At 44.0% G+C, this 22,688-nt stretch carries 15 protein-coding genes; 14 read left to right on the top strand and 1 reads right to left on the bottom strand.

The annotated features are described in order from the left end of the window. Positions 1–95: 95 nt before the first annotated feature. The 6 genes from H3S94_RS02070 (at position 96) to H3S94_RS02045 (ending at position 6,759) form a co-directional block, all read left to right on the top strand. Complete coding sequence (locus H3S94_RS02070; RefSeq protein ID WP_198230606.1) at positions 96–776, top strand: FadR/GntR family transcriptional regulator; 681 nt, start codon at positions 96–98, stop codon at positions 774–776. Positions 777–1,012: 236 nt separating this feature from the next. Continuing rightward, on the top strand, positions 1,013–1,897 hold the full coding sequence (locus tag H3S94_RS02065; RefSeq protein ID WP_077990785.1) for a GRP family sugar transporter: 885 nt from the start codon (positions 1,013–1,015) through the stop codon (positions 1,895–1,897). Positions 1,898–1,936: 39 nt separating this feature from the next. Continuing rightward, positions 1,937–2,833 carry a myo-inosose-2 dehydratase gene (gene iolE, locus H3S94_RS02060; protein WP_198230608.1) on the top strand — a complete coding sequence of 299 codons (897 nt, stop codon included), beginning with the start codon at positions 1,937–1,939 and terminating at the stop codon, positions 2,831–2,833. 88 nt (positions 2,834–2,921) lie between these two features. Continuing rightward, positions 2,922–3,659 (top strand): gluconate 2-dehydrogenase subunit 3 family protein, encoded by a 738-nt coding sequence (locus H3S94_RS02055; protein ID WP_198230609.1) that lies wholly within the window; start codon positions 2,922–2,924, stop codon positions 3,657–3,659. A gap of 2 nt (positions 3,660–3,661) precedes the next feature. Further along, positions 3,662–5,437 (top strand): GMC family oxidoreductase, encoded by a 1,776-nt coding sequence (locus H3S94_RS02050; protein ID WP_198230610.1) that lies wholly within the window; start codon positions 3,662–3,664, stop codon positions 5,435–5,437. An 8-nt stretch (positions 5,438–5,445) separates the two neighbouring features. After that, entirely contained in the window at positions 5,446–6,759 is a 1,314-nt protein-coding gene (locus tag H3S94_RS02045; RefSeq protein ID WP_198240130.1) for a cytochrome c, read from the top strand. A 98-nt stretch (positions 6,760–6,857) separates the two neighbouring features. Here the strand turns inward: H3S94_RS02045 and H3S94_RS02040 are convergent, their stop codons facing one another. Next, positions 6,858–8,354, bottom strand: a complete 1,497-nt coding sequence (locus tag H3S94_RS02040; RefSeq protein WP_198240129.1) for a CoA-acylating methylmalonate-semialdehyde dehydrogenase — start codon at positions 8,352–8,354, stop codon at positions 6,858–6,860. A 94-nt stretch (positions 8,355–8,448) separates the two neighbouring features. Here H3S94_RS02040 and H3S94_RS02035 point away from each other — a divergent pair, with 94 nt between their 5' ends. From H3S94_RS02035 to H3S94_RS02000, 8 genes are all read left to right on the top strand, one after another. Next, the gene (locus H3S94_RS02035; protein WP_077990795.1) at positions 8,449–9,330 is read left to right on the top strand and encodes a LysR family transcriptional regulator; all 882 of its coding nucleotides are present in this window, start codon (positions 8,449–8,451) and stop codon (positions 9,328–9,330) included. Positions 9,331–9,444: 114 nt separating this feature from the next. Then, complete coding sequence (gene pyc / locus H3S94_RS02030; RefSeq protein ID WP_198240128.1) at positions 9,445–12,903, top strand: pyruvate carboxylase; 3,459 nt, start codon at positions 9,445–9,447, stop codon at positions 12,901–12,903. A 1,661-nt stretch (positions 12,904–14,564) separates the two neighbouring features. Continuing rightward, entirely contained in the window at positions 14,565–16,010 is a 1,446-nt protein-coding gene (locus tag H3S94_RS02025; protein WP_198240127.1) for a PucR family transcriptional regulator, read from the top strand. A gap of 168 nt (positions 16,011–16,178) precedes the next feature. Then, a complete protein-coding gene (locus tag H3S94_RS02020; RefSeq protein ID WP_198240126.1) occupies positions 16,179–17,459 on the top strand; it encodes a 4-aminobutyrate--2-oxoglutarate transaminase in 1,281 nt (426 codons plus the stop codon). A gap of 226 nt (positions 17,460–17,685) precedes the next feature. After that, positions 17,686–18,987 (top strand): MFS transporter, encoded by a 1,302-nt coding sequence (locus H3S94_RS02015; protein ID WP_077990805.1) that lies wholly within the window; start codon positions 17,686–17,688, stop codon positions 18,985–18,987. Positions 18,988–19,034: 47 nt separating this feature from the next. Beyond that, the gene (locus tag H3S94_RS02010; protein ID WP_188318066.1) at positions 19,035–20,282 is read left to right on the top strand and encodes a Zn-dependent hydrolase; all 1,248 of its coding nucleotides are present in this window, start codon (positions 19,035–19,037) and stop codon (positions 20,280–20,282) included. A 55-nt stretch (positions 20,283–20,337) separates the two neighbouring features. Then, entirely contained in the window at positions 20,338–21,375 is a 1,038-nt protein-coding gene (gene speB / locus H3S94_RS02005) for an agmatinase (protein WP_198240125.1), read from the top strand. Further along, positions 21,372–22,676 carry an ArgE/DapE family deacylase gene (locus H3S94_RS02000; RefSeq protein WP_246786390.1) on the top strand — a complete coding sequence of 435 codons (1,305 nt, stop codon included), beginning with the start codon at positions 21,372–21,374 and terminating at the stop codon, positions 22,674–22,676. The genes speB and H3S94_RS02000 overlap by 4 nt, the downstream gene beginning before the upstream one ends. Positions 22,677–22,688 lie beyond the last annotated feature (12 nt).

Genomic DNA, 22,688 nt, shown 5'->3' with positions numbered 1-22,688 from the left:
AAAGGGCTGTTTTTTTAACATAATGATTTTACTTATTAAAAATAGTTGTAAAAAATTAAAAATTACAAATTATTACTAATTTAGGAGATGGTTTTATGACGACGCCGCTCATTGATGGTGCTCTTGATAAATTAAGAACTTTGTTGCGTGATCCTGCTATCAAGGTTGGTGACAGATTGCCGCCGGAGACATATTTGTCGCGCCAGATACAGGTTTCACGCCCTGTTTTGCGTAAGGCGCTCGATATATTGAAGGCCGAAGGCGTACTTGAATCCCGTCGCGGGTCGGGAACGTATCTGCGTGAAAAAGCAACAGAAGAAACGGCCTTTATCGACCCGCCGACGACGATTGCCGATCTCGTTAAATGTTTACAATTCAGAATGATTATCGAGGGGGGAGCCGCCCGACAAGCAGCACTTGTTCGCAGCGACGAGGATGTCGACAAAATACACGCGGCCATGGAGCTTTATGCAAAGTCCGGTGTTGACGGTGAAGAACAGATGGATCGCGATATTGAATTTCATCGTCTGATTGTCGCAGCCGCACACAACCATTATCTCGATTTTACATTCAATATGTTGAAGCCGCATATTCTGGTCGCTATGCGTCTGGGACGCCAAATGCGCACCGTTGCTTTCGATTGGAGACATGCTGAAAGAGTGGCAAAAGAACATGCCGGTATATTTACAGCTATCAAAGACAACGCGCCGGATGAGGCGGAAGCGGCTGTATTGAAACATTTGTCGGCAGGCATAGAACGATTGATAGGGAAATAAATAATTAGTAAAAATTAGTAAATAATAATAGTTAAGATATTGAAAAATATAAGAAAAATATATTAATATTGTTCAATATTGACATTTATGGAAACTGAACATATCATTCGTCACTGGGTGGAGATCCTTTGACGCAAATAACTTTCAGATGTTTCTGACCGGCCAAATGAAAAGTGCCGTTTTAGAATGGAGCTGCAAAAAGAGGTCTCTGGTGCTTTACAAATCGGGAGGAAAATATGGAAGCACTGCTTATTGGCCTGGTGCCTGCTCTTGGATGGGGGCTGCAAGTCCTCTCTATGCAAAAAGTCGGTGGTATTACCCAAAATAAATTGATGGGTGTTGTCACTGCCACACTTATATTTGCAATTGTCGTCTGGATATTCGGGGAGCCGATCATTTGGTCCCCCACATTGATTGCAGCAGCCCTGATTAATGGTATTTGCTGGACAGTCGCGCAATTTTTACAGGTTCGCGCTTTCGAGCTCATAGGCGTATCGAAAGCTTATCCGATTGTGACAGGACTGACATTGGCCTGTAATACTCTGCTTGGCGTCCTTTTCTTCAAAGATTGGATTGCTTCCTGGCAGTTTATGTGCGGTGTTCCCGCTCTTCTGCTTTTGATTGTCGGCGTTTGGCTTACCACATTCACCGAGAAAAAAGAAGAAGTCCACGGCAATGCCAAGCTTGGCATGATATTTGTCTTGCTATCGTCTCTGACATATATCGCCTATGCCTCTATCGGAAAGTTTTTTACAGTCGATGGCTGGCAGATGGTCGTTCCACAATCAATTGTGATGTTTGTCGCTACATTAATCTTATGTGTTTTGACCATGGGGAAATCGGTTGGTGACAAGGATACCGGTGTTTTCGGTAAAAAGACATTTGCCAATTTACTTTCCGGCCTTTTCTTCGCAATAGCCAATTTTACACTTTTGATTTCTATCCAGATGAATGGATTGGCTGTCGGTTGGACGCTGTCTCAAATGGCTGTGGTTGTTGCAACATTGGGTGCACTTCTGTTTTTGAAGGAAAAAAAGACACGCAAAGAGCTGATCTATGTTTTGTCCGGCGTCGGCTGTGTTGTCATTGGCGGTTTGATGGTCGGCGCGACCAAAATGTAAGCGTTAAATTTTCGTCATCATGGTTGAAGGATTAGAAAAATGAAAGCTCGATTGGCAGCATGCCCTATCGCATGGACAAATGACGATCTTCCCGAATTGGGCGGAGATACTCCGGTTGAACAATGTCTGGAAGAAAGCCGCAAAGCTGGCTACAGCGGAACAGAAATGGGCGGCAAATTCCCGCGCGAAACAAATGTTCTTCGTCAATTATTGGCAAACAATGATCTGGCATTGGCCGCAAGCTGGTATTCCGGCACTTTGCTTGATAACAATTTGGAAGCGGAAAAAAAGCAAGCCTTGCCTTTAATGAAGTTGCTACGTGATCTTGATGTAAAGACAATGGTTTATGGTGAAGTTGCCCGCAGCATACAAGGTCAACGTCATGTTCCGTTAAACAAGCGTCCGCAATTGAACGACGATGAAATTCTCGGCTATGCGCAGAAGATGAACGATTTTGCCGATTGGTGTCTCACAGAAGATATTCAACTTGCCTATCACCACCATCTTGGCGCGGTGATTGAAAGGGAACATGATATTGATCGCTTTCTTGCAGCAACCAAAAAGAGCGTTGGCTTGTTGTTTGACACCGGACATCTCGTTATGGCGGGCGTTGATCCGCTATCTATACTGAAAAAATACGGCAAACGTGTCGTCCATGTCCATTGCAAGGATGTTCGTGAAAATATCATGAATGGAATTGATCGGGATCGTTCCTCCTTTCTGGATTGCGTTCTGGAAGGCGTCTTTACCGTGCCCGGTGACGGTATGATCGATTTCCAGAAAATTTGTGACGAACTGGCTGCACAACATTATCAAGGCTGGTTCGTTGTTGAAGCCGAACAGGATCCTGAAAAAGCCCCCCCGCTGCAATATGCTACCATGGGTTATAACTATCTGAAAAAATGCTTGGATAATTCGGGCTATATTATAGAGTAATTTAGAATAGATCTAAATTACGAGACAAGTTCTATTGACTTAAAAATACGGAAATCGAGAAATACATTGATATTGAAAGCCTAGACTGATGAGACGCCGTGAATTTATTACAATGTTAACGGGATTTATGGTGGCGGGAACATTTGTCCAGAAAGGTTGTGCGACAATTATAAACAGCACAATGCCCTGGAAGGCCGATGCAACGCCTACGTCGTTTTATCCTGTTATTGATGAACATAAACTTGTTTTTTTCACACAATCCGAAGCCGATGTGATGGGTGCAATTGCCGATTGTTTTATTCCGTCGGATGAATTGGGTATTGGCGGGAAAGAAGCCGGTTGTGTAACCTTTATCGACAATCAATTGGCCGGTGCATTCGGCAAGGGAACAAAACAATATCTGGTTGGCCCGTTTTTGAAAGGCACGCCTGAACAAGGCCCGCAATATTCATTTTCTCCGGCTGAACGCTATAAAATCGGTTTGGCTGCACTTGATACATATTGCAAAAATACGGATGGCAAGAGCTTTGATAAACTATCGAACGAACGTCAGATAGCCATATTGGAGGCTATGGAAGAAGGAACTTTGCCTTTACCCGACAATGTTCATCCTAAAGCTCTTTTTGAACTCATGCTGCAAAACGTCCGTGAAGGCTATCTTTCGGATCCGATATATGGGGGTAACAAAGGAATGGCAAGCTGGAAGATGCTGGGCTTTCCGGGTGCCCGGTACGATTTCCGTTTTGCAATGGATCGCAAAGGCGAAAATCTCGGCATCGAGCCTATCAGTCTCGTTATGCGTAGCAATCATAAACAAGGAATCTGATTATGACAAATCGTCGTCCTAAAGCCGATGTTGTCATCGTCGGTCTTGGTTGGGCAGGGTCTTTGATTGCCGAAGAACTGACCCGCGCTGGTCTTGATGTTGTTGCAATCGAACGGGGGCCATGGTTGGAAACCTCGACCGACCATCCGCCTGCGGTCGATGCGGATGAATTACGTTGGGATACACGTCGTGACCTGATTTTACCGCCGGCCATAGAAACCATCACGGTGCGTAATGATCGCACACAAACAGCCTTGCCGGTGCGTGACTGGAGCACTTTCGACATGGGCTATAATGTCGGTGGTGCAGGCGCCCATTGGGCAGGAATGGCATGGCGTTTTACGGCCTATGATTTCAAGCCGATGACAACGATTGCCGAGCGTTACGGTAAAGAAAAACTGGTTGATGGCCTTATCGTACAGGATTGGGGTGTCAGCTACGAAGATCTGGAGCCGTTTTACGATCGTTATGAAAAAATTGCCGGTATTTCCGGCAAAGCCGGTAATCTTCAGGGTAAAATTATTGAAGGCGGCAATCCGTTTGAAGAACCGCGGCAAAACGAATATCCGTTGCCACCTTTGAAAACAACACGGTTGACGGATATTTTTACCGAAGCAACGGCAAATATGGGCTATCATCCGTTCATGGTACCGGCAGCCCAGACATCTGCTGCCTATACCAATCCGTTCAACATCCATATGGCGCCATGTACCTATTGTGGTTATTGCCTCTATTATGGTTGCGGAAACTGGTCAAAGGGAACGCCGAACAATTGTGTTATTCCGGCCTTGATGCAACGCAAGAATTTTACAGTTATTGCAGATTCAACCGTTCTTAAAGCCAATCTTGCACCCGACGGCAAAACTGCGACAGGTGTGAGCTATATTGATAAACATACCGGTGAAGAATGGGAACAACCTGCCGATATTGTAGTGTTCAGCGCATTCCAGTTGCATAATGTGCGCCTGTTGCTGCTTTCAAAAATTGGCAAGCCTTATGATCCGGTATCCGGAGAAGGTACGGTCGGTCGCGCTTATTGTTTCCAGACAGTTTCCGGCGCAAGCATTTTCTTCAAGAACGAATATCTCAACCAGTTCGCCGGTTCGGGTGCCTTGTCTGCCCAGATTGACGATTTCAATGGCGATTGTTTTGATCATTCAAATCTCGATTTTATTGGTGGCGCGGGCATTCTGGTTGTTACCAGAGGTTCCCGCCCCATCGGAAATACAGACTTTCTCCCGCCCGGTACTCCGCGTTGGGGAAGAGAGTGGAAAAAAGCCTATAAACATGCGTTTCAGAACGCGACTGTCGTTTTCGGGCAGGGTACAAGCTATTCCCACAAGGATTACTACCTTGATCTCGACCCCACTTATAAAGACGGCCATGGACAACCATTGTTGAGAATGACCTTCAATTATAATGAAAATGATCGCCGTTCTGCCCGATTTATTGAGCAAAAAAGTGTCGAAATCGGTTATGCCATGAAAGCCGAACATGTTGTCGGTACAAATTCTGCACGAGCAAATTTCACCGGCTATGACACAGCGAGCGATCACACAATTGGTGGCGCAGTGATGGGTGAAGATCCCAGAACGAGCGTTTTGAACCGCTATCAACAAAGCTGGGATGTGCATAACGTATTCGTATCGGGAGCGTCGTCATTTCCCAATAATGCCGGCTATAATCCTACCGCAACAGTCGGTGCACTGGCACTGTGGACTGCACGCGCAATTATAGAAAAATATATACCGGCTCCCGGTCCGTTGGTACGTGTTTGAGGAGGGGGATGATGAAGAGATTTTTTAAAATTATCCTTGGCCTCGTTGTTCTGGGTGTTATCGTGGTCGTTGGCGGAATTGTAACAATGCCGTCGCGCAATTACGATAGTTCGCAATTTGCTAGTAAAGGCTCTGACCGGAAAGATGATAGCGAGCTGAAGGCAAGTATTTTACGCGGGCAATATGTTGCCTTGACTGCCGATTGTGTTGCCTGTCACCAAACCAAAGATCATAAGGCTGATCTTTCTGGCGGTTTCGGGGTAGAAACGCCCTTCGGTATGCTTTATGCCAGCAATATTACGCCGGATAAAGAAACCGGTATAGGAAATTGGACAGAAGCACAATTTGCCGATGCTGTGCGCAATGGCAAGGGGCCGAATGGCCCGCTTTATCCGGCAATGCCTTATACATCCTATGTCAAGATGAGCGATCAGGATATTCATGATTTGTGGAACTATCTGCAAACTGTAACTCCTGTTCATAATGAGGTTGTCGAAAACCGGTTATCATTTCCCTTCAATATCCGTTTTCTGATGCTTGGTTGGAAACGGCTGTTCTTTGATGCCTCGGATATAAAGGTTGCGAAAGACCAATCACCGGAATGGAACCGCGGTCGTTATCTCGTTCAGGGAGCTGCACATTGTTCCATGTGCCATACGCCACGTAATGCTTTTGGTGCCGAAATCAATTCCCGTCGTTACACCGGAGCGACATTACAAAACTGGTATGCACCGTCACTAACCGGTTCCAAAGACGAAGGGTTGGGCAATTGGGATGAAACTTCGTTGGTTCAATATTTGAAAACCGGCAGCAACCATGTAACTGTTGCATCCGGCCCGATGGCAGAGGCCGTCAAGGCATCCTTCCAGTATTTCACCGACGACGATTTGAAAGCCATGGCGATTTATATCAAATCATTGCCGGATCACGGTGCAGTGAAACTGCAAGCTTTATCGGCCGATAACCCGCAAATGGTCAATGGCAAACGCATCTTTAACGACAATTGCACTGCCTGTCATGTATCCAATGGAACAGGTGTCGCCGATATGATTCCGGCTTTCAAAGGCAATAACGGGATTAAAGGTGGAAGTAGTGAAAGCTTGACACGAGTTCTGCTGGTCGGTTCGCAAGGAGCGATCACACGGTTTAATCCGACGGGTGCGTCAATGCCGGGTTTTGCATGGAAATTTACAAACCGGCAGGCTGCCGATGTGTTGACCTATATCCGTAATGAGTGGGGCAATGCGGCACCTGCGGTTTCGCCTGACGAAGTTGCCAAAATGCGTGAAACGTTGAAAGCAAGAAAACCGTTAGGGGAATGATACTCGACAGGTCGCGCTTTGAGCCAAGGTTGCTCTCGATATCGGTAAAACTTTAAAAAATCCGGGGTATTCTTCGTAATACCCCGGATTGTTCAAACTTATTTCATAGTCGGCATCGAGAATTCGGGGCCGCTGCGAATACCTGAGGGCCAACGCGACGTGACCGTCTTGGTGCGTGTGAAGAAGCGGAACGCATCCGGTCCATGTTGGTTCAAATCACCAAAAATGGAAGCTTTCCAACCACCGAAAGTATAATAGGCAACCGGTGTCGGTATCGGCACATTGACGCCGACCATGCCAACTTCTACGCGACTGACAAAATCCCGCGCTGCATCACCGTCACGCGTGAAAATAGTCACGCCATTGCCGAATAAATGTGTGGTTGGCAAAGCGAGAGCTTCTTCATAATTCTTGGCACGAATAACGCCAAGAACCGGCCCGAAGATTTCTTCTTTATATATCTGCATTTCATTGGTGACATTATCAAACAGGCAGGGGCCGACATAAAAGCCGTTTTCATAGCCCGGAAGTTTGAAGTTGCGCCCGTCGACGACCAGTTTTGCACCTTCTTTGACACCGATATCGACATAATTGAGGATACGCTGTTGGGCTTCTTTCGTTACAACCGGACCATAATCGGCTGAAGGATCGAGCGAAGTGCCAACCTTCAAGGCTTTGACACGGGGAATAAGCTTTTCCATTAACCGGTTGGCTGTATCTTCTCCGATGGGGACTGCGACCGATATCGCCATGCAACGTTCACCGGCAGAACCATAACCGGCTCCGATCAATGCATCTACAACCTGATCGAGATCGGCGTCCGGCATAATCAACATGTGATTTTTGGCGCCGCCCAGAGCTTGTACCCGTTTGCCATTTGCGGCCGCCCGTTCGTAAATATATCGGGCTATAGGCGTCGAGCCTACAAAACTTACAGCTTTAATATCGGGATTATCCAGAATTGCGTTAACTGCGTCTTTGTCGCCGTTAACAACATTGAAAATTCCGGCAGGGCCACCGGCTTCGATAAACAATTCTGCCAATCTGAGCGGCACACCCGGATCGCGTTCGGACGGTTTGAGAATGAAAGCGTTGCCGCAAGCAATTGCCGGTCCGGCCATCCAAAGCGGAATCATAGCCGGAAAATTGAAAGGGGTAATACCGGCGACGACGCCCAAAGGTTGGCGGATCGAATAAGTGTCAATGCCGGGGCCGGCACCTTCAGTAAATTCTCCCTTTGTCAAATGGGGCACACCAAGGCTTAATTCCACAACTTCCAGACCGCGCTGTATATCTCCGGCAGCATCGGAAACTGTTTTGCCATGCTCTTTGGCGAGAAGTTCCGAAAGCGGTTTCATTTCCTCCTCGACAAGTGTTAAAAACTTGCGCAACACACGCGATCGGCGTTGCGGGTTGACAGCCGCCCAGGCAGGTTGTGCCGCTGCTGCAATCTTCACCACTTCGTCGATTTCAGCTTTCGTTGCCAAATCGACTTTGGCTTGAACCGAACCATCCATAGGCAGAAAAACGTCCGACTGGCGCCCGCTTTTACCTTTGACAGATTTACCGTTTATAAAATGACCATATTCTTGCATTACTTCCTCCAATGAAGTTATGACTCCATTGTTACGTGTTATTATACAAAAACAATGGTGGATAATTCTTATCTGTTGTGCAAAATTATGTATTATGAACTGGGATGATCTAAAAATATTTTTGGCGGTCGCACGGAAAGGGCAACTTCTTTCCGCGGCAAAACTTTTGTCTGTTAATCATACAACAGTTGCCCGCAGGCTCACGGCGTTGGAAGATGAACTCAAAACGCAATTGGTAGTAAGACGTACCACCGGTTGTGACCTGACGGCTTCCGGCGAAGAATTGCTGGTGCGTGCCGAAAAGATAGAAGCCGAATTGTTACTTGCGCAAGAACAGCTTGGCGGCAAAAATATCAATCTTGCCGGTCATGTACGTATTGCAGCGCCTGATGGTTTCGGGGTTTCTTTTCTTGCTCCCCGTTTAAATGATATTTTATTGCGTTATCCCGATCTTGTCTTGCAATTGGTGCCTATGCCACGATCCTTTTCTTTATCGCAGCGCGAGGCCGACATCGCCATAACAGTTGAAAGACCAAGACACGGGCGGCTTATTGCCCGCAAACTTGTCGATTATCGGCTGGGTCTCTATGCCCATCGTAATTATATCAAGGAATATGGTCTTCCTGAACGCATTGAAGAACTTAAGGCGCACCATCTCATAAGCTATGTTGAAGATTTGGTGGCTTCCCAGGCACTTGCCTATAATGACGAAATCAGTCGTGATTTTACATCCAATTTCCAGATTTCGAGCACATTGGGGCAATTGGAAGCAGCCAGAAGTGGTGCCGGTATTGCGGTGTTACACTCCTATATAGCGCAAAATTATAATGATTTGATACCCGTGTTGCCAGACCACAAAATCGAGCGTGCCTATTGGCTATCCTACCACGAGTCTGCACGCAATATTCGTCGGGTGAGCGAGGTTGCATCAATGATTGCGGTCATTGTGCAAAAAAACCGTTCTCTTTTCGAGTAATAACAATTTCATCTTGGTAGTTTCTTCCACAGTCGATGTGCAAAAAACAATATTGAATGTGATCTATTTACCGGTTCAATATAAAATAATAATAATAAAAGGGAACATATACAGATGGGCATTCGTAAACTTCTGGTTGCCAATCGTTCAGAGATTGCAATTCGCGTTTTTCGCGCAGCCAACGAGCTGAATATCAAGACGGTTGCTGTTTTTGCCGAACAGGACAAGCTTGCACTGCATCGCTTCAAAGCGGATGAAAGTTATCTGATTGGCAGGGGAGCCCATCTCGACCACGAAATGGGACCGATTGAAAGCTATCTATCAATTGACGAAATCATCCGTGTCGCCAAATTGTCGGGAGCCGATGCAATCCATCCGGGTTACGGGCTTTTGTCGGAAAGTCCCGAATTTGCCGATGCATGTGCTGCAAACGGAATTATTTTTATCGGCCCGACGAGTGAGACGATGCGCCGTCTGGGCAACAAGGTTGCGGCACGCAATCTTGCTGTCGAAATCGGCGTTCCGGTTGTTCCTGCTACCGATCCGCTACCGGATGATCTCGACGAGATAAAGAGTCTCGCCGAGAAAATAGGCTATCCGTTAATGCTGAAAGCTTCCTGGGGCGGGGGCGGTCGCGGCATGCGAACCATACGCAAAGCCGACGATTTGGCGAAAGAAGTGTTGGAAGCAAAACGCGAGGCCAAGGCGGCTTTCGGCAAGGATGAAGTTTATCTTGAAAAATTGGTTGAACATGCCCGTCATGTTGAGGTGCAAATTCTTGGAGATACTCACGGCAATGCAGTGCACTTGTTCGAGCGGGATTGTTCGATCCAACGCCGTAACCAGAAAGTAGTGGAACGCGCGCCCGCGCCCTATTTGAATGACGATGAACGCAGCGAGCTTGCTTCCTATGGTTTGAAGATTGCAAACGCGACAAAATATATCGGTGCCGGCACTGTCGAATTCTTGATGGATGTCGATAGCGGCAAATTCTACTTTATCGAAGTTAATCCCCGTATTCAGGTTGAACACACGGTCACGGAAGAAATAACCGGTATTGACGTGGTCAAAGCGCAAATCCGTATTGCCGAAGGCGCTGCTATCGGTACACCACAATCGGGTATTCCGAAGCAGGAAGACATTCGCATACGTGGTCATGCGCTTCAGTGCCGCATTACCACCGAAGATCCGGAACAGAATTTTATTCCCGATTATGGTCGGATTACGGCCTATCGTGGTGCAACAGGTTTCGGAATCCGTCTTGATGGTGGCACTGCCTATTCAGGGGCGGTGATTACCCGCTTTTATGACCCGTTGCTTGAAAAGGTTACAGCATGGGCTCCCACGACAGATGAAGTTATTGCCCGTATGCATAGAGCACTTCGCGAATTCCGGATTCGGGGTGTTGCTACCAATCTGACTTTTTTGGAAGCAATCATCAACCACCCGAAATTTGCTGCCAATGACTATACTACCCGATTTATTGATACCACGCCGGAATTGTTTAATTTTGTAAAACGACAGGATAGAGCAACAAAGCTGCTGACCTATATTGCCGATGTCACGGTAAATGGTCATCCCGAAGTAAAAGGGCGTTCAAAGCCGTCCGAACATTTGGCTTGTCCTGTCGTACCCGTCACCGATAACCAGAATATCAGAAGCGGCACCAAGAACCGGCTAGACGAGTTGGGAGCGCAGAAATTTGCCGAATGGATACGCAAACAGGATCGTGTACTTGTTACCGATACGACAATGCGGGACGGGCATCAATCATTACTGGCAACGCGTATGCGTACCCATGATATTGTCACGATTGCCGGAACATATGCAAAAGCTCTGCCCGATCTCTTCTCGGTTGAATGCTGGGGTGGGGCCACTTTCGATGTTGCAATGCGCTTCCTGACCGAAGACCCGTGGGAACGTTTGCAAAAAATACGTGAATCCATTCCCAACATTTTGACACAGATGTTGTTACGGGGTGCCAATGGCGTTGGCTATAAGAGCTATCCTGATAATGTCGTCAAATATTTCATCCGTCAGGCTGCCAAAAACGGCATTGATATTTTTCGCGTTTTTGACAGTCTCAATTGGGTGGAAAACATGCGCGTGTCGATGGACAGCGTGCTTGAGGAAGGAAAACTTTGCGAGGCCGCCATTTGTTATACAGGCGATATTCTGGATAGTGCCCGTCCGAAATATGATTTGAAGTATTATTTGAAACTTGCACGTGAAGTAGAAAATGCTGGCGCCCACATCATAGCCATTAAAGATATGGCAGGTTTGATGAAGCCGCGTGCAGCACGTGTTTTGTTTAAAGCATTGCGTGAATCTACCGATCTGCCAATCCACTTTCATACCCATGACACATCCGGCATCGCAGCGGCATCTGTACTGGCTGCTGTGGAAAGCGGTGTCGATATTGTTGATGCCGCGATGGATGCGTTTTCCGGAAATACGTCTCAACCCTGTCTCGGATCAATCGTCGAAGCATTGAAAGGAACCGACCGTGATACCGGATTGGATAGCAAATGGATACGCCGCATTTCGTTCTATTGGGAAGCGGTACGTCAACAATATGCGGCTTTTGAAAGTGATTTGAAAGGCCCTGCCTCTGAAGTATATTTGCACGAAATGCCGGGCGGGCAATTTACCAATCTCAAAGAGCAGGCACGTTCACTGGGATTGGAAAGCCGTTGGCATGAAGTGGCGCAGGCCTATGCCGATGTCAACCGGATGTTCGGCGATATTGTCAAAGTGACCCCTTCTTCCAAGGTTGTTGGCGATATGGCCTTGATGATGGTGAGCCAAAATCTGTCGGTTGCAGATGTCGAAAATCCGGATAAAGACATCGCGTTTCCGGATTCGGTTGTCTCGATGATGAAAGGTGATCTGGGACAACCGGAAGGCGGGTGGCCGGTTGCTTTACAGAAAAAGATACTCAAAGACATAAAACCTTTTACAGTTCGGCCCGGTTCTTTGCTTAAAGCCGCAAATCTTGAACAAGAAAGAAAGATCGCAACCGAAAAAGCAGGACGTGATATTGACGATGCGGAATTTGCGTCTTTTTTGATGTATCCAAAAGTCTTCACGGATTATGTGGTGGCCAAAAATCTCTATGGTCCGGTAAGCTCGCTTCCGACGCCGGTTTATTTTTATGGCCTGCCTTTGGAAAATGAAATACTGGTCGAAATCGAAAACGGCAAATCGTTAATCATCCATTATCTGGGGCGTAGCGAACCGGATGAAAAAGGTATGGTTACGTTATTCTTCGAGTTGAACGGCCAACCACGCCGCATCCATGTGCATTATCGTGCTCATGGTTCGTCCAACAATATTCGTCCTAAAGCGGAAGCCGGAAACGCTTTCCAGATCGGTTCTCCGATGCCGGGTATGATCTCTTCCGTTGCGGTTCATGTCGGCGATAAAGTGAAGACAGGCGATGTTTTGGTGTCAATCGAGGCCATGAAGATGGAAACAGTCCTTCATGCCGATAAAAATGCTACGATAAAAGAAGTTCTGGTCAAACAGGGCGACCAGATTGATGCCAAGGATCTGCTTGTCGTTTTGGAATAAATATTAACTGTTATTTTCTTAACAATCCCGTTCCGGCGTGGCAGTATTATTCTCGTTTGCTTGCGCCGGAGCCGGTTACAAGTCGGATAAAGTCGTCTCGGCTTTCCGGTTCGGTTCCATTCTTTATCAATGATAAAGACAGTCAAGCGACGAACCGTTTTCCTCGCTTTTACAATTGCATCTGTAAAATTTTTAATGCGAGCCTTTGCGCTCGCATATCTATGTTCCGCACAATGTCAACGCATTATACCCTTGCATTCGGAAGAAATGTCCAAGCAGAGGAAAAGCTTTAGACACCAGTAACGAGGAGTGGGTCTGTCGCGAATAGATACACTATATGCATGTCCAATCAGAACCGGTTATACGGCACTGTATTTGGATACAGGAATATCTTTAACTTTGCAGTTTTGTTTGGAACAAACAACGCAGTCAAGTTCGGTTGGTGTATGACATTGACTGATCTACGGCACAATTCCGGCAGATTTTATATAAAGAACTCTTCTTCCTATTTTTACCTCGAATATTCGTCGGATGACGAAGTGGGATGCGCGGAAAATATGAAGGAATAATGTGTACGGAACTAGAGGTGTTGTCGGATTAACTCTCGTTCGTCTCTAAAAGTGAAGAGTGGGGACATTTTATGCAAGCATCATATGTACCACTCATGAAGAGCGCCGTTCGTTTTTCCTCGTAAGTTTGTCGGCTGATAAGATACCTTTCGTGATGAAAATAATACAAAAGCGGTGCTTCTATATCGACAAAATCCTCTATACTTATGAGGATTTTAAACTTTTGAAACGCTCCTTATTGTTGTCGGACGGATAGGCAAGAATTCTTACATCAATTATTTAATCAACGCTCTGTATTTTGCGATAAGCTATTCCCAGATCATTAAGACAGCATGATAAGTGCGGAGCTTATCTGTAACAAAATTCATCGGGAAGCCTTGATTTTTCCGCGATTTCCCAATGAATTACTTGGCAGATTTCTTATGACATTTTTTTTAAAACGTAATATTCAAGAATTTTACCATTATGATGGACTGCTCTCCATAAATCGTGTTTTTCACCATTTGTTTTGACGAAGACATTCATCAATCTCCCTTCGCCAATTCGTGCATTTATGTCTTCGTTTTATTGGTATAGAGCTTGTTATTATTTTGCCAAAGCGTGCAAACCGATAACAAACCGTTTCGGGTTAAATATCAATGCGGCGATCACACTGGACACCTTCAACTTGACGAAAGATGGGTAAAAATCGCCCGTAATATATGATGGCTAAACTGATAAATTCGTTTGAAGGTTTAAATTATTTGAATGGATTTGCTTTACGAATAACGCAAAATTATTCCGTCATTGTTGAAACATAAATTCAATCTGATAATGCCTTTGGATGCATTCCTGAATATGTTAATGTCGTTCTGGATCAAGGCGACACTTTTTATGGGATGATCCCGACGCATGATGACCGTTCGTTTATAGAATTCGGGCTAGAATGGGAGCAATCAGGGATTCAATAAACATCTAATCTTGCTTTTATTGTTTTAATCGATTGAAAATCAGCAAGTTTATCTGCATATTTTATGTTTCTTATTTCTTCAAGACATCTCACAATGACAGTTATGAATGATTTGTAATGACATGTAGCGGAGGAATTTAATAGTGGTTTTGACTGTTGAAGACTTATGCCAAATGACGGAACCTGCAATTATTCCGGTAGCCGGGAAGACCCGTTTAAAAAACAAAATAAACTGGGTTATTGCAACAGATCATCCTAATCCTAAACAATGGATAAGAGGAGGCGAATTTAATCTTATTTGTGGCTGTAATTTGAAAGACAATCCTGTTGAATTGGTAAGTTACATAGATAGATTATATTCTTGTGGTATATCAGGCATTGGGTTTGGTATTGGTTTAAAATTCGATAAAATTCCGCAAATCATTATTGAGCGTGCGAATGCACTACAACTTCCAGTTTGTGAAGTGCCTTATGAATTAAGCTTTTCGCGTATTTCACAAATAGCGGCTGAAAATATAATTAACGAACAACTGAAAAAAAATAAACGGCTTTTAGAAAGCCGCGTAATTGAAGATGCTATTGATGGTCGTTTGACTATTTATGATATTGCAATGCGTATCTCATCAACATTGGTTTGCGATACGAGATTTATTAGCCATGACGATACTATTATAGCACAGGTTTTATGTGGGCAAGGTCCCATAAAGGCAAACTATATTAACGAAATATTGGATAGGCGTGCTGTTTTTTCATGTACGCCAACGGTCAAACTCGAAATTATACGTCAAGTCGATAGTCTTTCTGCGACGGAAACAGCTTTTATTTCAAAAATGCTTTTAGCGGCACGTATTATTTTAACACGTCAGGATGCTGTCGCACGTGAACGAGCGCAGTTATCAATTGATTTGTTGTCGGAAATTTATGCAGGTCAAAATAAACCGAAAGATTTAATGCGTAAATTTGCCATTTTAGGTTTTGCTTTGAATGCAAAATATCGCATTATTGTCATTCGTTCTTCTTCCGGTATTTTGGATGAAACTTTTCAAATATTACGCAAGACGCTACCACAACATATGCTCATCGGCTTTGAAAATGATAACGGGGTTGTTCTTATTCCCGAAGAAACAAAAGACAATAAAGTCAATTTTTTGTTGAGTACATTGTGTACACGTTTGCCGGATGTAACGATCGGAGTAAGTTCCCCCTGTGAAATTAAAGATTTATCTGCCGCGGTAAATCAAGCAAAAGCACTATCAAAAATTAAAGAACCGGGCTTAAAATATCCGGATAATATGAATATTGAAAGTTTACTTAAGTCATTGGATCCGGTTATTTTACAAAATTATGTTACTACACTGTTTACGAAAAAGTTAACGCGAGAATTGAGAGAAACGATTGAAATATTATTAGATTGTGGCTTCAACATTAAACAGGCGGCTGAAAAATTGGGGGTTCATCGCCATACGATACGTATCCGTATAGATCGTTTTTGCGATGTTACCGGTGTTGATATCAAAATAGCTGAAAATAGAAATAAAATTTGGTTTTTGTTGAAATTAGCAAAAACGTTGGATGACAGTGCAAATTGAGCGACAGTGCAAGGTTTTGTTTGTTCAGGATTTTAATGCTGGTAACATGTTAAATGTTTTAGAAATTGTACGGCATGTATAATAAATAATTCTTCTATATACGGTTTGGATATAGCATACTGATAATTCTTTATTAAACTCTTCCAAAAAAATGGTGGGGTTTAAAATATGAAAAATAAAAAATTGGAAAAACGCCGTTCTGCTGCTGTTGCCAGAGGCGTGGGGGTTTCAACGCCATTATTTGCTGTAAGAGCAGAAAATTCAGTACTTTGGGATGAGGATGGGCGCCGTTATATTGATTTTGCGTCAGGTATAGCCGTTGTTAATACCGGTCATCGTCATCCACGCGTTATTGCTGCTGTTAAACAGCAACTTGATCGCTTTACGCATACTTGTCATCAGGTTGTTCCTTATGAAAATTATGTCGAGTTAGCAGAAAAGTTAAACCAATTAACGCCAGGTGATTTTGATAAAAAGACAGTATTCGTAACGACAGGTGCCGAAGCAGTTGAAAATGCCATTAAAATCGCGCGTGCTCATACCGGTCGTGATGGTGTTATAGCTTTTTCCGGTGGTTTTCATGGCCGCACTTTTATGGGGATGGCGTTAACCGGAAAAGTTTCACCTTATAAAATCGGTTTTGGTTCAATGCCCGCTGATGTGTATCATGTACCTTATCCTAATGAAGTTCATCAGATTACACCGGAAGATAGTATTAACGCAGTGCGTACTTTATTACGCGCAGATATTGATGCCAAAAGAATTGCAGCCATTATTCTGGAACCTGTTCAGGGTGAAGGCGGCTTTTATCCAGCTTCTCCGGAACTTATGCGTAAAATTCGTGAAATTTGCGATGAATACGATATTGTTATGATTGCAGATGAAGTTCAGACGGGTTTTGCCCGTACTGGTAAGCTGTTTGCGATGGAGCATTATGACGTAACGCCTGATTTAATCACAATGGCAAAAAGCTTGGCAGGTGGTTTTCCTCTTGCGGCTGTAACGGGTCGTGCTGAAATGATGGATGCACCGGTTGTTGGTGGTCTTGGGGGAACCTATGGAGGAAGCCCTATAGGTGTTGCCGCTGCTCTTGCTGTTTTAGATGTCATTGAAGACGAAAAATTGTGTCAAAAAGCAGAAATGCTTGGATCCCGCTTGCATCAAAGATTGGCATCATTGCAACATGAAATTCCTGAGATCAAGGATATTCGTGGTCCAGGTTTTATGAAGGCTGTTGAATTTTTCGATAAGAACGGAAAACCTTCACCAATATTTACCACTATGGTGCGTGATATTGCTCTGGAAAAAGGATTGATCTTGCTTATTTGCGGTGTCTATAGCAACGTCATCCGTTTTCTTGCACCAATCACTATTGAAGATCATATCTTCAATGAAGCTCAAGATATTCTCGACGTTTCAATTCGTGAAGCGAAAAGAAGAATTGGGTAGGAATAGCTAATTATCAGGCTTTTCTACCTAAGTTTTTAGTAATTCAAAATAAAAATAATTTCGTTTAATAAAAAACGATCATTCTGACTGGGGAGCAAGATGGAAAAAATGGGAATTATAATAGCGTTTTACTTATGATTGCTCCTTTTGATGAATGAGATCTAACCGTCTGTAAAGTATATAACGATTATAACAACTTTGCAGGTTGAGCCATCAGGAGGGAAATATGGCCAAACAACAACCCGTTAGAGCTGCGCTGGCAGCATTCATTGGAACTGCTATTGAATGGTATGATTTTTATATTTACGGAACCGCTGCAGCTCTTGTTTTCGGTGAAATTTTTTTCGCTTCACAGAGTGAATTTGTTGGCACTCTTGCGGCATTGGGAACATTTGCTGTCGGTTTTGTTGCTCGCCCCTTCGGGGCTGTTATTTTTGGCCATCTTGGTGATAAAATAGGGCGCAAAAAAAGTCTCGTCATTACTTTGTTGATAATGGGCGGTGTTACCGTTCTTATCGGTTTACTTCCTACTTATAGATCTATTGGTATGGCGGCAGCTCTTCTATTGGTTATATTGCGTTTTGTGCAAGGCATTGCCGTAGGTGGCGAGTGGGGTGGAGCTGTTTTAATCGCTGCAGAACATGCGCCCGCAAAATGGCGGACATTTTTGGCAGCCGCTCCACAATATGGAAGCCCTATCGGACTCATATTGGCTTCATTAGCATTTGGTTTTGTTTCCGATTTACCGAAAGAGCAACTTCTGTCTTGGGGATGGCGTATTCCGTTTTTATTAAGCGGTGTTCTACTCTTGATTGCTTTTATCGTTCGTGCCGGCGTGAACGAAAGCCCCGAAATGGTCAATGAGCTTGAAAAAAATAAAACAATAGATGTTGCTCCGATAAGAGAAGTATTTGCCACAAAAAAATTGACATTAGTATATGGTATTGGTGCTTGCATATTAGGTGTTGCCGGGTTTTATTTTATAACGACATTTATGATCAATTATACGACCACTTATTTAGGCATAGAGAAAAAGACTATCCTCAATATTGTGGCGTGGGTTGGCGTTGTTGAAATTACGAGCGCCCTGATCGGCTCTTATTTGGCAATTCGATTTAGTGAACGGTCTCTGTTACTTTTTATGACAGGACTTGGCGTTATTTGGGCCGCACCGATGATGTTACTTGTGGTGACAGGTGATATTACCAATATTACAATTGCTATTCTTTTTGCAACCGGAGTTTTAGGTGCGTATTATTCGGTTATTGCGCCTTATTTACCCAATGCTTTTCCGGTTCGTATGCGTTATACAGGTATTTCCTTAAGTTATCAGCTTTGCGGCGCTATTTTTGGTGGTGCAACACCTATGATTGGTGTGTGGTTAGCAAGTATTTACGGAACGAACTGGCTTCCATTGGCCATATTATTTGGAATGTTATGTTTACTAACATTTATTTGTGTCTGGTTTCTACCAACCGAACATAAAACGATTTTTAATACAATAGATGAAGATCGTACATTCAAGTAAGAATGTTTAAGAAAGTGAAATATAAATTTATAGGGAGCTTGGATAAAATGGATACTTCAAACAAAAATACAAACTATAATAATGTTACTATTGATGAAGATCGGTTGTGGAAGTCTCTTATGGATATGGCGCTTATTGGTGCTACATCCAAAGGAGGATGCAATAGGATTGCTTTTTCAAAGCAGGATGACGAGGCTCGTTCGCTTTATCGCAAATGGTGTGAAAGCTTGGGCTTAAAAGTGTCATTTGATGCTTTCGGTAATATGTTTGCTTATAGAGCTGGTAAGGAAAACTTACCACCAGTCGTCATTGGCAGCCATTTGGATACACAGCCAACAGGCGGAAAATTTGACGGTATATTGGGAGTTTTAGGGGGGCTTGAGGTTGTACGAACCTTGGTAAATGCGGATATACAAACGAAACACCCTATCATTATTGCAAACTGGACAAATGAGGAAGGCGTTGTTATGCGCCAAATGCTCGGTTCAGCTGTTTTTGCGGGTGCTCTTGATCTAAAGACGGCTTTATTACTTGATGACGGACATGGAAATACTGCTCAAGACCTTCTTTCCAGAATGAAAAATGGAATTGGCAATCAACCGCTAGGTTTTCCCATACATAGCTATCTTGAGTTACATATCGAGCAAGGTCCAATTCTTGAAGACAATCAAAAACAGATAGGTATAGTAACCGGTGGTTTTGGATTTCGTCGTTATCAGTTGGATTTTACCGGTGAAGATGCACATGCCGGCTCCACTCCCATGGCAAAACGTAAAGATGCAATGCTTGTTGCAGCCAAATCCATCATAGTTGCCGATGAAACTGTAAAAAAGGATGATAATGCTCGTGCAACATCAAGCATATTAACGGTACATAATGGTTCACCAGTGACCGTTGCAGCAAATGTTTCACTTATTCTGGATATTCGTTTTCCAAATGAAGAAGGGCTGCAAAAACTTGAAGATGATATTTTTCAGCAAATTGCGACAATTGCCAAACAAAATGGCGTAGCATTCGATTGGAAATATATCGTTCGTTCTCAAACCGTGCATTTTGATGAAAATATTATCAATGTGGTTACAGACGCAGCAAAAACATTGGGATATAGTTCTATGCGCGTTGTAAGTGGTGCAGGACACGATGCTTTCAATTTAGCACGTAAATATCCTACGGGAATGATCTTTGCGCCTTCAGTGAACGGGCTGAGCCATAATGAGGCGGAATATACGAAGAAAGAGGACTGTGCGGCGGCAGCAAATGTTCTCTTACGCAGTGTATTGCAATTGGCACAATAAGCCGATCTTTTAATTTTAGCCAAGCAAAATCAAATTCAAAGAAAAGGTCCAGTAAATGAAATTAAAACAATTACAAGACCGCTTTGGTGGCAGCAATGAAATGGAAATATATGATAATCATTTTAGAGCTGTAGCTACGGGTGTTATTAATGAATCCGGCACGCGTCAAGCACCTTTTGTAGGTATGCCAACATTATTGTCTGCACCATCACGTCAAGTCGATTGGAGCAATCCACAAATAAAGGATCTTGATGTTGCCTTACTTGGCGTACCGATGGATCTGGCTATATCAAATCGCAATGGTTGCCGCTTTGGACCACGTGCATTACGTTCAATTGAAAGGATAGGCCCTTACAATCATGTTTTACGACTGGCGCCAGCTATGCTGCTTAATATTGCAGATGTTGGAGATGTTCCATTTCGTAGCCGATACGATCTAGAGGGCTGTCATATTGATATTGAACATATTATTACAAAACTGGTTGATGCCGGCGTAAAGCCTTTATCAGTAGGTGGAGACCATTCTATTAGCCTGCCAGTCTTACGCGCTCTCGGTCGTAAAACACCATTGGCTATGATCCATATTGATGCACATTGCGATACGGGTGGCCCTTACGATAATTGTCGTTTTCATCATGGCGGCCCTTTTCGCCATGCTGTTCTTGAAGGTGTTCTCAATCCTGAAAAAACAATTCAAATTGGTATTCGTGGTGCTTCCGAATATCTTTGGGAGTTTTCATATCAGTCCGGAATGACTGTTATCCACGCAGAAGAAATTCAAAAAAACGGTATTGAACCGGTTATTGCACAAGTCCGTCAACTTATTGGAGATGACGAAGTGTATTTATCTTTCGATATTGACAGTTTGGATCCGGCTTTTGCACCCGGTACAGGAACTCCGGAAATTGGTGGCTTAACAACACGAGAAGCACAAATGCTGCTGCGCGGTTTCAAGGGGATGAATATTATTGGTGGTGATGTGGTCGAGGTATCACCTGCCTATGATGCTACTACAAATACAGCACAAGCCGGCGCACAAATGCTGTTTGAAATTTTAAGCCTGATGGCTTTCCGAAAAAGTGAGGAGAAATGATGATAAACAAAGCGTCATCCATAACTGCCGAGGATATTAAAAGATCTGTTGATGAATTGTTTGATGAACAGGTTAAATTTCTTCAGGAATTAGTGCGTTTTCCTTCAATCCGCGGGAATGAAAAAGAAGTTCAGAATTTCATGGCAAAGGCGATGGGGGAGTTAAACCTTTCTGTTGACCAATGGACAATCAACATTGATGATATTCGCTCCCACAAAGGATTTTCGCCCGTTACGGTTTCTTACGAAAATACGACAAATGTTGTCGGCACTTATGAGCCCAAGAACCCGCCAAAAGGTAAATCCCTTATATTGAATGGTCACGTTGATGTTGTACCAACGGGAGATGAAAAACGTTGGCGCTTTGGTCCATTTAACCCGATAATTGAAGATGGTTGGATGTATGGACGCGGTGCCGGTGACATGAAAGCGGGCGTCTCTGCCAATGTATTCGCATTAAAAGCACTACAAAAATTAGGTGTAATGCCTGCTGCGCGCTTACATCTGGAGTCAGTCGTAGAAGAGGAATCTACAGGAAATGGCGCATTGGCGTGTCTCGTTCGCGGCTATACAGCAGATGCAGGAATTATTCCGGAGCCATTGGAACCTAAGCTGATGCGCGCACAAACAGGGCCGATTTGGATAAGAGTTGAGGTTGATGGAGCTCCCGGACACGCTTCCGGAGATTTTGGTAGCGGCGCTGATGCAATCCATAATGCGATAGAACTTATCCAATCCCTTGACGTTCTAGAAGAGCGTTGGAATGCACGAAAAAAAGATTACCCACCATTTGATCGTCACCCCCATCCGATCAACTTTAATGTCGGTCGCATAGAAGGTGGTGAATGGGCGTCAAGTATGTCAGCAGGCTGTTGGTTTGAAGTCCGTATTGCTGTTTATCCAGGGCAAGATATAGAAAAAGCATGCCATGAATTTGAAGAATATATAAACGAACAAGCGAGTAAAAATCCTTTTTTTAGAGAGTATCCTCCACGGATAATCTATACGGGGTTTATGGCTGAAGGATATTTATTGGAAAATGCTGATGAGCAAGAGAAAATCCTTGCCAATTCACATTTGGATGTGTGGAAAAATACGTTGGAAGAAAATCTTTTTGCTGCGACAACCGATGCCCGTTTTACAGGGCTTTACGGTAATTGCCCGACATTGGTCTATGGACCATTTTGTAAAAATCCTCATGGTTTTGACGAATGTGTCGATTTGGATTCTGTCCGGAAAGTTACTCAGGTTATCGCTTTATTTATTGCGGAATGGTGTGGACTTGAAGATGTCTCAAAATAGCCATTCGGTTTA

The organism is Bartonella sp. B10834G3, assembly GCF_016102505.1.
GTDB lineage: Bacteria > Pseudomonadota > Alphaproteobacteria > Rhizobiales > Rhizobiaceae > Bartonella > Bartonella choladocola.
The sequence above is the reverse complement of the archived record's forward strand: the minus strand, read 5'-3'. Positions and strand labels throughout refer to the sequence as shown.